Below are 13869 nucleotides of genomic sequence, written 5' to 3'. Positions count from 1 at the left end.
GAAGTTGGGGCACCCGGGTTTGTGGTGAGACGGGGATTCAGCGCTGGATGGAGATGTAGTCGACGGGGGCGGGCTCGTTGGCGCCGGGTGTGGCGCGCAGGGTGAGGATGTCGCCGGGCTTTAGGGTGATGGCGGGAGTGGTGTATCGGGTGCTGGTGTGGCCGTCGAGGTGGAGATCGACTACGGCGGGCGGAAGGGTGGCGTCGGCGGTCCAATCGGCGATGGGATCGTTGTTGAGAAGGAGTTCGTACTTCGAGGCGCCCGTGCGGAGGTCGAAGTACTGGACGGCTATGGTGTAGTTACCGGCCGGCTCTTTCAGCGTTGTGGTGAGGGTGCATAGGGCTTGCTTGCAAACCGTGGCCTCGCCGCCGGATGCGGTCTCGATCGGCGTGACGTCGATCGGTTCGTAGCCGGTAGGCGTCATGGACTCGGCTTCGATGCGGTCGGGGTGGTGGCCGACGCGGCCTTGCGCGTCGGGGATGTTGGACATCGTGGCGAACCAGTCGTTGACGGCGTCGCGCCAGACGATTGCGTGACCGGCTTGATAGGTGAGGAGGGCTTTTACCTGATCGAAGCGCTGGTTGTCGATGTGGCCGTGAAGCTTCTGCCAGAGCATAGGATACGTCGCAGCGGTGGCGGCTCCGGCATAGTGCTCGTCGTACAGATCCTGAATGACCGTCTTGTTGATATGCAGGATGTGGGTGTAGGGGACGTGGTGCATGAACAGGAGAAGGTCGTCGGGGCAGGTGGCGAGAGACTCGTAGGTGGCGGCGAGCTCTTTGGGGTACTGGGCTATGTAGCCGGTGCCCGTGGCTACGGTGCGGTCCATGCCGACACCCTTTGGGTCGGCGCGGAACCACTGGCCCCAGCCGTTGTTTTCGGCTGAGCCTACGCCGGGGCCGAAGTGGATGCCGATGATGTCGGTAAGGGTGCCGATGCCGAGGTTGCCGGTGTACTGCTCGTAGGTATGCCAGGAGTTGAGCTGCAGTTCGTTGATGGTGGAGACGACCTCGGGGTCGTTGCCGAAGGTGAGGCGGGTCCAGGTGTCGATGATCTGCTCGGAGGTGGCGTCGGGGTTCCAGGCGAGCTTGCCGTAGCCATAGAGGTTGGCGAGAGCGAGGGGGGAGTGGAGCCAGTTGGTGTCGAGGCCGACGTTGACGACGGAGACGAAACCGCCGGTGGGCTGGTGGAAGGATTTGCCTTCGACGATCTCCTTGACGGGCGTGCCGCGGCCGTTGGCGCGCAGGTCGGTATCGAGGGCGGTCTTCCACATGGGGACGAGGAAGACCATGTGGCGTTGCTGGCCGGTGTACTCCTGGGTGGTCTGAAGCTCGATGGCTTGCGGCGTGTGCTGAAGGGCGGCGAAGAGGGGCGAGACTGGCTCACGGACCTGGAAGTCGATGGGTCCGTGCTTGACCTGGATGATGACGTTGGGCTCGAAGGTGCCGTCGAGGGAGGCGAAGTTGTCGAAGCCGGCACGGGCGCGGTCTGCCTTGAGGTCGTGGAAGTCGAGGTGATGGTTGTAGACGAAGCCACGGTAGAGGACAACGCCGTGGTGGGGTGCGAGGGCGCGGGCGAGGACGTTGGCGGCTTCGGCTGGGGTGCGGTGGTACTGGGATGGGCCTGCGCGGCCTTCGGAGTCGGCCTTGACGACGAAGCCGGCGAAGTCGGGGATGAGGGTGTAGATCTCGTCGGTCTTCTTCTGCCACCAGGCGATCACGGTGGGATCGAGGGGGTCGAAGGTGGAGAGATGGCCGACGACCTGGGGGCTGGAGAGGTCAACCGAGAGGCTCATGCCGATGCCCCAGGGGCGCAGGGCTTCGGCCAGAAGGGCGAATTCCTTGAGCTTGTCGGGTTCGAGTGTGGTGAGGTCGGAGTTGACGTTATTGACGGTGAGGCCGTTGAGACCGATGGAGGCGAGGAGGCGGGCGTAGTCTGAGGCTCGGGCGAGGTCGGGACGGACGTGGCCGGCGTCGAAGAAGATGCTGCGACCGGCATAGCCGCGTTCGACGGAGCCGTCGAGATTATCCCACTGGTCGACCCAGCGGATAGGGGCTGAGGGGGATTCGGTCACTGGCGTGGTGGGAATGGGCTTGTTGGCGGCGACGAGTTCGAGCAGGCGGAAGGCTCCGTAGAGCTCGCCGTGAGGGTCGGCGGCGATGATGCCGGTCTGGCTGACGGCACCGTTGTTGCGAGTGCCGAGCATGTAGGATTCGGGCTTGAGCTTGGGGAGCTTTTGCTTCTTGACGTACATCTTGTCGAGGGATTCGAGGTCGCCGACGAGGATCGCGTTTGAAGAGGTGAGGATCTGACCCAGGCCGTAGGTGACAGTGAAGGGGCGGCCGAGCATCTGGGTAAGCCCGCGCTGGAGTTCGGTGCCAGCGGCGTGCTCGGTCGGGGTGTCGCCGAGGACGGCTATCTGGGTGGGAAGGTTGCGGTATTGAGCGAGGATGGTTGGGTCGGTGATGGGAGCGTAGCGGAGCCAGGCTTCGTGGCCGTCCTCAGCACGGGCGCTCGCGGCAATAGCAGCGGCAAGGAGGACGCCCTGGAATGTTCGGCTGAGATGCATGGAGATCCTTCCTCGCGGGTGGTTGAAGGTGGGGAGAACACCGGTGGTTGGCGTCGCCGACTTTCGTAGTTGTGGCGAAGTTATGTGACGGGCTGGATGATGTCAAGGTTGTGATGCCTTCGAAGACAGCTATCTGGAGGGCGGCTCGACAAGGTATGTGTCTCGAAGAAAATGTAAAGCAGCTTAGCGAATGCTGCGGCCTACGCCGGGAAGATGCGTCGAGCGATGATAGCCGGAATGACGTTGCAGGACGATGGCTGCGGCTCCGCGAAGGCGGGAGAGTTCGCCATCCGTGGTGATCTCGAGGCGGGGCGGGGCGTCGGCGAGCATGGTGGCGGCGAGTTCGGCCTGGACGATGGGCCCGAAGCGCGCCCAGGAGGTGGTGATGTCGCCGGTGATGATAATAAGTTCGGGAGAGAGCGCGACGGTGAGGAGGCGGAGGCCACGACCGAGGCTGCGGGCCTGACGGGTGACGGCTTCGATGGCGAAGGGGTCCTCTTCTTCGGCGAGTTGAAGGAGTTCCTGGATGGTGCGGATGCTGGAGTCGGGGACTAGCTCGGCATAGTTGCGGAGAGCGGCGGTGGAGGAGGCGAAGGTTTCCCAGCAGCCGTGCTGACCGCAGCCGCAGAGGGGGCCGTTGGGGTCGATAGGGATGTGGCCGAATTCGCCGGCGAGTCCATTGCGGCCGGAGACGATCTGCCCGTTGGTGAGGATGGCAGAGCCGAGGCCCTCGGAGACGGTGACGAGGGCAGCATGGCGGACACCGTCCATGCGGCCGAACCAGAGTTCGGAGAGGAGGCAGGCGTTGGCGGCGTTGTCGAGCTCGACCTGCAGCTTGATCTGCTTCTGAATTGCGGATTTGACGTCGAATCCTGTCCACTTGAGGTTGGGGGCGAGGATGACGCGCTGGGTTTCTGGATGGACGCGGCCCGGGATGCTGACGCCGACGCCTTCGAAGGACTTGTTGGGGAACTGGGCGCGCATGGAGATGATGCAGTCGATGATCTTCTGCACGGAGCGCTCGGGATTGACGACGAGGGGGACGACCTCGCGGGCGAGGAAGCGTCCGTTGAGGTCGACGATGGCGACAATGGCCTGGTGAGGGCGGATGTCGACGACGATGATGACGAGATCGTCGTTGAGGGAGAGGAGTGTTGGGCGGCGGCCACGTGGCCGCTTGACGACGGCTCCTTCAGTGATCCACTTCTCTTCGATGAGCTGCTCGGCGATGGAGGAGATGGTGCTTGGCTGGAGGCCAGAGATGCGGGAGAGGTCGGCTCGGGCGATGGGCTGGCGGGCGCGAATGAGCTCGAGGACGATGTCGCGGTTGATGTCGCGGGCATTTTCGCTTGAGGCGAGCTCGACGTAAGCGAGATCGATCCGCTTGATCCCGCGTGCTCCCACTTTGGGGTTGGTCGCATCCATATTTTCCTTTGCTCCAACTGCAGGGGACGAGGCCTGCTGAAACCAGAATGAGGGTGCCCGAAAAGCAATTACGACTTGTACTACAACGAATTGTGTCTGTCATCTTTCATCGTCCTATCGTGATTCGATTGAGCTCGAAATCCGCTACTACCGCCACATCCGAAGGCAAACCTCGTCTCGAACCGTCCTTGCAGGAGGCATGATTCCTGCTGATTGCTGCGGCTTTCTTCAGCGGCACAAGAAAAGACTCGGAATCATTAGCGGGGCTCGGAAGAGGAATCGCGTATGGTGTTCGAAGGCAATGTTGGACGGAGGCAGGATGGCACGGAACGCGTTGATTCACCGATGTGCGTGGGCTGACAACGATCCCTTGATGCGGGCGTACCATGACGAGGAATGGGGAGTGCCAGAGAGGGATAGCCGAGAGCTCTGGGAAAAGCTGATGTTGGATGGTTTCCAGGCGGGCCTCTCCTGGATCACGATCCTGCGCAAGCGGGAGGCGTTCCGGAAGGCGTTCGCGGGGTTTGTGCCGGAGGTGGTGGCGAAGTTCGGCGAGAAAGAGATCGAGGCGATGCTGCAGGATGCGGGGATCGTCCGGTCACGAGCGAAGATCGAGGCAACGATCGGCGGTGCGAAGGCCTACCTGAAGATGCAGGAAGCGGGGGAGGACTTCTCGGCGTTCGTGTGGAGATTGGCTGGTGGGAAGCCGATTCGCAACGAGGGTGCGGTTCCCGCGAAAACGGCGCTGTCGGAGGAGATGTCCGCCGCGCTGAAGAAGCGGGGATTCAAGTTTGTGGGGCCGGTGATCGTGTATGCCTGGATGCAGGCGTGCGGGATCGTGAACGACCACAGCCCGGATTGCTTTCGCAGGAACGCTGTCCGGAAGGGTAAGACTTCCTAGACGGCCTTCGGGATGGGGACCGTCGCACCCTCCGCGCGGGCTGCGGCGAAGCCGTATGAGGCGATGAAGAGATAGCAGACGACGGGGACGACAAAGGCGTGCTGGACACCGATGCGGTCGGCGAGGTGGCCTTCCAACAGAGGAAGCAATGCGCCACCAACGATCGCCGCGACCATCAGGCTTGAGCCCTTGCTGGTGAGGGCTCCGAGGTTTGATAGGCCGAGAGTGAAGATGTTGGGGAACATCACCGAGTTGAAGAGACCAACCGCGAGAATCGCCCACATAGCGGTGTGGCCGTGGGTGATCATCGAGACGATGACCAGAGCGCAGGCGATGCAGGCAGCGCAACCGAGGACGATGCCGGTGCGTAGCTTCTGGAGGATGGCGGAGCCAATGAAGCGTCCGATCATGGCACCGCCCCAGTAGAGGCTGACATAGCGGGCGGCGACCTGCTCGGGCATGGCGGAGATCTCCGGAAGGCCAAAGTAGTTGACGAGGAAGCTGCCGATGCAGACCTCGGCACCGACGTAAAGGAAGATTCCGAGGGCTCCCATCAGAAGCCAGGGGTGACGCCAGACGCTGTCGTCCAAGCCCGCAACCTCGTCGTATGCCCCGGGGCGGAAGTCACGGGTGTGGCTCGTGATCATAGGCGGCATCTTGAGGAGGCCGAGCGCGAGCGCGAGGAGAAGAAGCGTCAGGCCGATTCCCAGGTATGGGAGGCGGACGGAGGACGCCTGCTGCTCGCGGTAGGTCTGGAGGACAGCGGCTGAAAGGGAGTGGAGCTTTTCCGGGGCTAGCTGGGTTCCGCCGAGGATGAGGGCGCCACCGAGGAGGGGCGCGGCGAAGGTTCCGAGGGAGTTGAAAGCCTGCGAGAAGTTGAGGCGGCTGGAGGCGGTCTCCTCGGGGCCGAGACTGGTGACATAGGGGTTGGCCGAGACCTGGAGGCAGGTGATTCCTGCGGCGAGGGTGACGAGGGCGAAGAGGAAGAGGCCGAAGGACGCGGCGGCTGACGCCGGCAGGAAGAGGAAAGCCCCAGCAGCCATGACGATGAGGCCGATCACCATCGTCTGCTTGTAGCCGCGCCACTCGACAAGTTTGCCAGCCGGAAGGGCGAAGACGAAGTAGGACGAGAAGAAGGCGAACTGAACGAGCATGGCCTGGGCGTAGCCGAGTTCAAAGATGCTCTTGAGGTGGGGGATGAGGATGTCGTTCAGGCATGTGAGAAAGCCCCACATGAAGAAGAGGGCGGTTGCGATGGTCATCGCTCGCAGGTCGGTTTTGGTTCTGCCGCCGATTCCTGGTGCGCTTGGGTTTGCGACGAATGCCATGGGTCTATCCTTCTTCCGCTTCTATGTCTCTGACAGTTTATAGCGTTCGAGGCAATGGCAGCACCCTCGCCGGGCTGAAGAACGACAGCTCTTTCGAGGAGCAGGAAGAACGGGACTCTTCCGCAGCTCAGTTCCGATTGAGCTGCTGGCGGTAAACGAATGGGGATTTGCTTCCTGATGGAGCTAGAGGATGGACTGAGTCTCATCCGGGAATGGGACGGAAACGAATCAGATGGTGCACGTTGCGCACAATCCGAAGGATGTCTTTTGTTTTCAGTATTCAACAGGCTTGCGACTGCGTATGCTAACGTCGTACTTCGAGTAAAACCCCGACCTCAAACCAGGTTTCACGCTGCATCCAGAAAGGACTGGAAGGTGCGTCTTTTTGCGGTTTTGGCCGGCCTTGGCGTTAGTCTTCGCGAAACTCCTTCCTCGACGTTGCGGAAGCGTGTTTGCTGCGGTGGTCTGCTTGCTGGCATCTTGCTCGGCGGAGTCTCCGAAACGACTGTTGCTCAGGTGAACGAGACCCTTACGGTGGGTGAACTGGATTTTCCGGATGCACCTGGGATAGGGGGACAAGCAGAAACCCATGGGGCTTCGGCGCAGACTGGTTCGGCGAGTATCGCGGGGACGGTTGTCGACATGAGCGGTGTGGCGATCCAAGGGGCGCGAGTGACGGTCCTGCGAGAAGGTGCAGCGGATGAACAAGTCATGCTCTCCAATGAGAAGGGCGAGTTTGTTTTTGAACATCTTCCGGCAGGCAGCTTCCGCGTCGCTGTGCGATCGAAGGGGATGGAGACGTTTGCCTCGAACGACATCGTGCTTCCCGCTGGGCGGCGCTTTGAGCTTCCGCTGATTGAGCTGCCATTTGCGCCTACGAACACCGAAGTGCAGGTCGTCGTGACGGAGGAGGCGATCGCGCAGGAACAGATGAAGGCGGAGGAGAAACAACGCATCCTCGGCATCCTTCCAAACTTCTATACGAGCTACATCTGGAACGCAGCGCCGCTCAGGCCGAAGCAGAAGTTCGAATTGTCGTTGAAGTCGGTGACAGACCCGGTTGCCATTGCCGCGGTGGCGGTCTCGGCAGGTATAGAACAGGCGAACAATACGTTTCCTGGTTATGGCCAGGGCGCGGAAGGGTATGCGAAGCGGTTCGGCGCAGGCTATGCAGACAGGACGATCGGGAGGCTGCTTTCGAGCGCGGTGTTTCCATCGATCTTCCGTCAGGATCCTCGCTACTTCTATCGGGGGACCGGATCGATCAAGTCGAGGGCGCTGTATGCGATCGGATCCGCGCTGATCTGCAAGGGCGACAACGGGGAGTTACAACCGAACTACTCGCATGTGCTGGGAAACTTTGCGGCGGCGGGCATCTCGAATCTGTACCGGGCTCAGGAAGATCGAACTGCTTCTTTGACCATTCGGAACGGCTTCATACTAACTGCGGGGAACGCCGCGACTAATCTGATCCGGGAGTTCATCTCGCGGAAGATTTCGTCTAATGTTCCGTCGTACGCGCAAGGCAAGCCGCTGGAGTAGACAGCAGCGGTCTATAGTGGAGGTACTCGTCAGCCTTCGGGCTGCCGATCTCGAGAGCCCTGCGGTGCTTCGCCAAAAAGACAGCCGCGGGGCCTCTTCTTTTAAGCCATTCCACTTGCCTTTTTATATAGGACCAAAGTAGTCTGAATTTGTTGTTACGAGTTCCCTGCGGGCTGTCTTTTGGCGAAGCGTCTGCATGGAACTGAGATCGGTGAGCCGTGGGCACTCGTCTGACTTCAGAAGAGGCGCGCCCTCTGCCGCCCCAAAAGGCGAGGTGCGGTTTGAGTAATAGGACGAAGTGGAAGATGCAGCGGGCGCTCGGCATGGAGTTGCCGGGACTGGGGAAGCCGGGAGCTTTGGAGACGCGGAACTATCCTCCGGGGCAGCACGGGCAGGGGAACAAGCGCAAACCGACACAGTATGGGACGCAGTTGCGGGAGAAGCAGAAGCTGCTCTTTCACTACGGCCTTCGCGAGGAGCAGTTGCGGCGGTTCGTGCGGACGGCGCGGACGATGAACGCTTCCAACTGGATCGAGAGCCTGATTGGGCTGCTTGAACTGCGACTCGATAACGTCGTGTTTCGCTTGGGGTTCGCGCGGAGCATCGCGGCGGCGCGTCAGCTTGTGAGTCACGGACACGTGATGGTCAATGGGAAGATCGTCACGATCGGGAGTGCGGTGCTGCGATCCGGGACGTTCGTCCGGCTGACGGAATATGCGAGTGGCGCGATGACGGAAGCGGCGAGGAATGCTCCAAGGCTTCCGCTTCCTTCTTATCTGCAGTTCGCCATGGAGGGTGTGAACGATCATGGCGTGATCCGGATGCAGCCAGGTACGGAGCATGTTCCATTCGAGTTCAATCCACGACAGGTTGCGGAGTACTACGCGAAGAGGGGTGTTTAGTGGCGGATAAAGCGGGAGTGCTGGCGGATCGTGAAGGGCTGGGAAGCGTGTCGATGTGTGGATGCGGCGTGGTGAGCGTAAATCTTGGTGCGTTTACCTTGCGGATGGAGCCTAGGGCGTTCCTTGAGCTGGAGGAGATGGTTCGGGAAGCTGGCGCGGAGTTGCTTGCGAGGGCTCGTCTGCTGGAGCAGGGAACTGTCGTTAGTTCCATGACTCACTAGCGAGTGGAGTCAGGATCGTACGTCTGAGGGTTGAGGGATTCCCAGGAAGCGTGAAGGAGAGCGGCGGAGGGAGTGTCTTCGCCTAACTCCCAGATCATAAGTCCGCCTAACTGGTGGTCTCTTGCGTAGGCTCCTTTGGCGTGGATGGAGGTGGGATCTTCGTAGGTCCAGAAGATGTCTCCGTCGAAGAGCCAAGGCGCTTGCGAGGTTGGATCGCGGTAGACAGTGGACTGCTCGATCAGGGTGAGGATGTGGCTGTAGGGGCGATCACCGCGGATTCCTTCGCCTTCCTGGAAGAGACCGTTGTTGTCCTCGAGGACCTGATGCCAGCCATAACCGTAGAAGGGAATTCCCATGAGGAGCTTCTGGGATGGGATTCCTGCCTGCTGGTAGGCGTTGATGGTGTTCGCGACGGATCCGTGATGTTGATCCTGCGAGAGCGAAAGTGGAGCTAGAAGCCCTGTGGTCTTGCTCCATGGACCTGCCATGTCGTAGGTCATGAGTCCGATCTGGTCTACGATTCCGGAGATTGCGGTGAAGTTTGTTCCTGGATACATTCTTGGGCTTGGACCGACTGCTATGTTGAGGCGCAAGCCTGGGTGGAAGGCGTTCATCTGGGTGCGGAATTCGGTGAGGAGAGCCTGGAAGTTGGCTGCGTCTTCCTCGTGGGGGAATTCCCAGTCGACGTCGATTCCGTCGAAGAGATTGGGTGCCTTGATTCCGGGAGCCAGATTGCCTTTGAGGAAGATGTCGATGCAGGAGGAGACGAAGGCTGCGCGCTTATCGGGTTGGGCGTCGGCGGCGAAGTCAGAGCCTTTGCCTTCGAGGGAGATGATGAGCTTCAGTTTTGGATATTTGCGCTTGAGCTTGATGAGCTGATTCAGGTTACCGCGGAGGGGCTGGGTTGGCTGATCGGCGATGTTGTCGACGCTCTGGTCGGCGGAGAAGGTGAAATTCAGGTCGGCGTTGGGATCGGCGATGGAACACTTTCCGTCGGTGACGAAGCCCTGGGCGTAGTTGAGTTGGTCGAGTTTTTCGGCTCCTCCGGAGGCGAGGAGGGTTTTTACGTTGTACTGCGGCGTGTTGTAGAGGCCCCATTGCGGGAAGTAGGCGGTGAGCTGGGGAGACTGGGCGTGGAGGGTTGCGGCGAGAAGTGTGGCGGCGAGAGTGAGGATCGATCGTGCCATGCATCTGGTTGGACGTGATTTCTTCCGGTGGGATGCTGCGGCTTTGTGAACTTTGGTGCTGCGTCCCATTCCCGGGGTCCCCCCCCCTCCCCATATGCGGGGTGTAAGTGGTTTCGTTTGTTAGAGTTGCGGGATGGTTTTGGCTGTAAGTTTCTCATTCCATTTGGTTTAGGAGCTAAATATTAGTAGATAAAGGAGTTCTGCGTTGTTGGATCCTCTTTATTCCTGATTTAATTGTATCGGGGTGACCGCAACTAAAAGGACATTGGTAAGCGATTTGTTTTGTTGGGGTTGCGGGGTTGGGGGCTTGACAGGTGGATTTGCTGGGTTTTTTGAGGGTGTTTTGGTGGATTTATTTTTGCAGATACTTCAGCAGGTGGTAGACCCTTCAATGCTCGGCGGAGAGGCAAAGGCCCCGAATTTTGACAGTTGGGTTCCCACCTTAGCCGACGGTGAGGCTGTCGGCGAAGATGGGGCACCCTTGTTCGGGGCGGATGGGAGAGAGCCCGTCCTATCCGGCGATAAGACTGTCGGAAAGGACGGGGCACCCGCAACGGCAAACGCAGATTCCCTTCGGGAATGACAACCAGAAAGGCAAGGGCAAGACCCCACCCTATCCGACGATAGGGCTGTCGGAAAGGATGGGGCACCCATCGTGCCTACCGGTGGAGTTATTTGTTTTCTTCGGCGGTGGGGGTTCGACCGGTGATGGGGGAGCAGCAGGGCTTTTCGGTGGGGACGAATTCCATGAACTCTACCCTTGTCTGGTCGGGGTCGTAGAGGTTGAGCTGGGTTTTGCCGTCGCGGCCCATTTTGGCGGCGGTGCAGTTGGGGCCTTCGCAGTGGTTGGCGGCGAGGGCGGCTACAACGGTGTTCATATGCTCGGTGCCGAGGGAGACGTGGTTGCTGGTTCCGGCTTGTCTCGGGGTTGGGGTGACGCCGTCGCCGAGCATGTATTCGAGCCAGTCGGAGCCTTCGGGGACCTGGACGCTGCTCCACTTGACGACGGTGTCGTTGAAGCCGCCGTGCCAGAGGGGGGTGAAGCCGAGGATGTCGCGCCAGAAGGTGTCTTCCCTGGCGGCGTCCTGGACCTCGAAGCCGACGTGGATCATGCGGTGGCTGGGGGCGTTGGTGGCGAGGGCAGCTTTGGCGACGAGCTTATCGGAGCCGGACTGGACGAAGTAGACGAGGTTGCCCTCGGGGTCGCGGACGGAGAATTCGCCGTTCTTGAGAGGGGATTCAATGGCGACTTTGTGGAAGGTGAGGTACTTCTCGAGGGCGGCTGCGTCGCGGGTGGTGAAGGCGACGGCGACGAGGCGGTTGTTGGCCTTGGGCGGGGCGGTGGTGGGGACGAGTTCGATCCACTGGGAGTGGTCGACAGGGTAGACGAGCTTGTCGGGGAGTTTGGTCTGGGTGAGGCCGAGGGTGTCGCCGTAGAAGTGCTGGGACGCGGCGGGGTCGGTGGTGTAGAAGCGGGCGAAGGCGATGCCGGTGATGGCGGGCCGGGTGGGGGTGGATTGGGATTGGGCTGCGGCGGACGGCAGGAGAATGGCGGCGGCTAGAAGGAGGGGGCGGAGCATGGGGAGGAGGGTAGTGGATTTAGATGTGCCAGTCAAAAGCAACAATCCAGTGAACACCACTTATCTGAATAATATGGCTAAATTTTCCATTCCAAAACTGACTGCTGCATGTTATCACCTGATCTCGACTTCTAAATCAAAGCGTCGAGCGGATCTTGAAGTTGATGGTGCGCTGGCCGCAAAAATCGTGGGAGCTTATATGAACAGTAAACTATCTTTCCAATCGATCCTAAGCCTTACGGCGAAGTCCGGCATCGGTGCTCTCAGCAAAGCCGAAAAGCTTTTACTGAGGAACTATGTCGGACTGAGAGATCCAAGTATAACGGTTGCCCCGGCGGGCGAAGAGGATCAACACGCAACCGAAGAGGGACAGGATTGGGGAGATGATAGGAAGATTCGCTCCAAACTGATTTTCCTGTTGTGCGCAGATAAGAACGCGATCGCTTTGGGCGTCCCGAGTGGGCTGATTGTTTCGGGAGCACGAATCTTTGACAAGCTGGATCTCAGAGCTATCCTTGTCCAATTTCCGATTATCCTGGATAACTGCTATTTCGATCAGACGCCCTTGTTGAATGAAGTCAGGGCCCTGGAGTTGTATCTGGGGGGGAGTTCAGCTCCCGGTCTTCAGGCTGGCGGAGCCGATATAAAGTTGGGGTTGAGTCTGAATGGTTTTCGATCTCGCGGAGAGACGCTCAACTTAGCAACATGCAGGATTGGCGGGGACTTAGATTGTGGCGGCGCAAATTTACTAAACTCAGATCGCTATAAAGATGGCTCGTTTGATGATTCGAGCGGAAGGGGACTGGATGCCTACGGCGCAATCATTGGTGGGAATGTGTTTCTTCGTTCTACGTCAGAGGGCGAATTTAGAACTGATGGAGCAATTAACTTTACTGGGAGCCAGATAGCGGGGGATTTCGACTGCACAAATGGCACCTTTGCCTACCCTCCATCTAAGAGTCTGCCCGCGTCGAACTCAGCGCTGAAGCTTGAGAACGTAAATGTCAAGGGTTCTATATTGCTCCAGAATGGCTTCTCGGCGGAGGGTGAGGTCAGTCTGCAGGACGCTCAAATCGGCGGCAGCTTGATCTGCGATGGGGGCCGCTTTAAGAACCCGCTTTCCGACAAGGAAACAATGTTTTCAGCTTTGATGTGCGAGCGAATCACAGTGGGCGGTACTGTGCGACTGGCTGCGCACGAGAAGTATGGCCGTTTTCAGACCATTGGATATATTGAACTACGAGACGCGCGGATCGGCGGCATCCTCGAAATGGGTGGGGCCGATCTAAAATCAGCGACCCTTGATCTGAGTGGTGCGACCGCCTCAGGACTCTCCGATAACGGGGACATTAGTTGGCCACGCCCGGATCACCTCTATCTGAAACGGTTCGAATACGGCGCCATCGTAGGTGGCACAGAAGACTCTAAAGATCGTTTGAGGTGGTTGCGGTTGCAGCCGCAAAGCGATTTTAACTATGAGTCCTATTCCCAACTTGCCAAGGTGCTTCTTGCGGCTGGGGACGACGAGGGAGCGCATTTTATTCTGGAAGAACTGTCCAGGCTGCAAGCGAAACGCGGCCACCCGTTCTGGTTTCTCAAGCCTGAAGTCTGGCTCAAAGCTCCGATCGGTTATGGCTACCGTCCTATCCTCGCCTTCTGGTATATGCTCTCGCTTGGCTCTCTGGGATGGATTATTTACCGCAGGAGTTATCTTGCGGGATCTCTTGCTCCGGTTGATGAAGTCGCCTACGACGCATTCTGCAAGAAGAAAGCTCTGCCCGGGTACTATCCTGGTCTTTCAAGTCTCGTCCTGTCCGTTGAAAACTCGCTGCCCCTAGTCAAACTTGGCATGGCCGATAAGTGGCAGCCCAATCCTTCGGGTTGCCCACCCGTTCCGGTGGATGAGCAATTGCGTGCGCCAGAGAATCTACCCAAGGTTTTTCCGAGGACAGCGATGTTTTCGGGGCTTCGAAATATCGGAAATCGGATTGGCTTTGAAGTAGGGCTTACTCCGGGCTCGAATGGTGTATCCAAGAATAGCGCCGCGAGCCGGTTTGCCACTTCCCCGAAGTTCGTTCGCAGGTTTATGTGGATCCAGATCTTATTAGGATGGCTGCTCGCGACAGCATTCGTTGCAGGTGTTGGGGGCCTCTTCAAGAAGTGATACGAGAAGACGCTAGAGTAAGCTATACTGTTCCTTGGATATTTACGAGA

Annotated in this window: 10 protein-coding genes; 5 read left to right on the top strand and 5 right to left on the bottom strand. The window is 59.3% G+C overall.

Annotation, left to right across the window (positions count from 1 at the left end):
* Nucleotides 1–37: 37 nt before the first annotated feature.
* Both GRAN_RS15065 and GRAN_RS15060 read right to left on the bottom strand, forming a co-directional pair.
* Complete coding sequence (locus tag GRAN_RS15065) at nucleotides 38–2569, bottom strand: alpha-glucuronidase family glycosyl hydrolase (RefSeq protein WP_128913810.1); 2532 nt, start codon at nucleotides 2567–2569, stop codon at nucleotides 38–40.
* Between the two features lie 183 nt (nucleotides 2570–2752).
* Nucleotides 2753–3994 carry an ROK family protein gene (locus GRAN_RS15060; RefSeq protein ID WP_128913809.1) on the bottom strand — a complete coding sequence of 414 codons (1242 nt, stop codon included), beginning with the start codon at nucleotides 3992–3994 and terminating at the stop codon, nucleotides 2753–2755.
* A gap of 301 nt (nucleotides 3995–4295) precedes the next feature.
* On the opposite strand from GRAN_RS15060, the gene GRAN_RS15055 reads away from it, so the two are divergent.
* Nucleotides 4296–4895 (top strand): DNA-3-methyladenine glycosylase I, encoded by a 600-nt coding sequence (locus GRAN_RS15055; protein WP_338323443.1) that lies wholly within the window; start codon nucleotides 4296–4298, stop codon nucleotides 4893–4895.
* Here GRAN_RS15055 and GRAN_RS15050 read toward each other — a convergent pair.
* Entirely contained in the window at nucleotides 4892–6223 is a 1332-nt protein-coding gene (locus GRAN_RS15050; protein ID WP_128913807.1) for a sugar MFS transporter, read from the bottom strand. The two genes, GRAN_RS15055 and GRAN_RS15050, sit on opposite strands and share 4 nt — an antisense overlap.
* Nucleotides 6224–6598: 375 nt before the next feature.
* Here GRAN_RS15050 and GRAN_RS15045 point away from each other — a divergent pair, with 375 nt between their 5' ends.
* From GRAN_RS15045 to GRAN_RS15035, 3 genes are all read left to right on the top strand, one after another.
* The gene (locus GRAN_RS15045; RefSeq protein WP_161570991.1) at nucleotides 6599–7765 is read left to right on the top strand and encodes a carboxypeptidase-like regulatory domain-containing protein; all 1167 of its coding nucleotides are present in this window, start codon (nucleotides 6599–6601) and stop codon (nucleotides 7763–7765) included.
* Between the two features lie 281 nt (nucleotides 7766–8046).
* The gene (gene rpsD / locus GRAN_RS15040) at nucleotides 8047–8667 is read left to right on the top strand and encodes a 30S ribosomal protein S4 (protein WP_206662775.1); all 621 of its coding nucleotides are present in this window, start codon (nucleotides 8047–8049) and stop codon (nucleotides 8665–8667) included.
* Nucleotides 8667–8888 carry a hypothetical protein gene (locus tag GRAN_RS15035; RefSeq protein ID WP_128913805.1) on the top strand — a complete coding sequence of 74 codons (222 nt, stop codon included), beginning with the start codon at nucleotides 8667–8669 and terminating at the stop codon, nucleotides 8886–8888. Before rpsD ends, GRAN_RS15035 begins: the two co-directional genes overlap by 1 nt.
* On the opposite strand, the gene GRAN_RS15030 is transcribed toward GRAN_RS15035, so the two are convergent.
* Nucleotides 8885–10075, bottom strand: a complete 1191-nt coding sequence (locus GRAN_RS15030; RefSeq protein WP_161570990.1) for a glycoside hydrolase family 18 protein — start codon at nucleotides 10073–10075, stop codon at nucleotides 8885–8887. The genes GRAN_RS15035 and GRAN_RS15030 overlap by 4 nt on opposite strands.
* Before the next feature lie 671 nt (nucleotides 10076–10746).
* On the bottom strand, nucleotides 10747–11691 hold the full coding sequence (locus tag GRAN_RS15025) for a VOC family protein (RefSeq protein ID WP_128913803.1): 945 nt from the start codon (nucleotides 11689–11691) through the stop codon (nucleotides 10747–10749).
* Between GRAN_RS15025 and GRAN_RS15020 the strand changes: the two genes are divergently transcribed.
* Entirely contained in the window at nucleotides 11669–13819 is a 2151-nt protein-coding gene (locus GRAN_RS15020) for a hypothetical protein (protein WP_128913802.1), read from the top strand. The genes GRAN_RS15025 and GRAN_RS15020 overlap by 23 nt on opposite strands.
* The last annotated feature ends 50 nt before the right edge of the window (nucleotides 13820–13869 follow it).

Origin of the sequence: Granulicella sibirica, from assembly GCF_004115155.1 — a bacterium.
Taxonomy (GTDB): Bacteria; Acidobacteriota; Terriglobia; order Terriglobales; family Acidobacteriaceae; genus Edaphobacter; species Edaphobacter sibiricus.
This window is presented reverse-complemented; position numbering and strand designations above follow the sequence as displayed.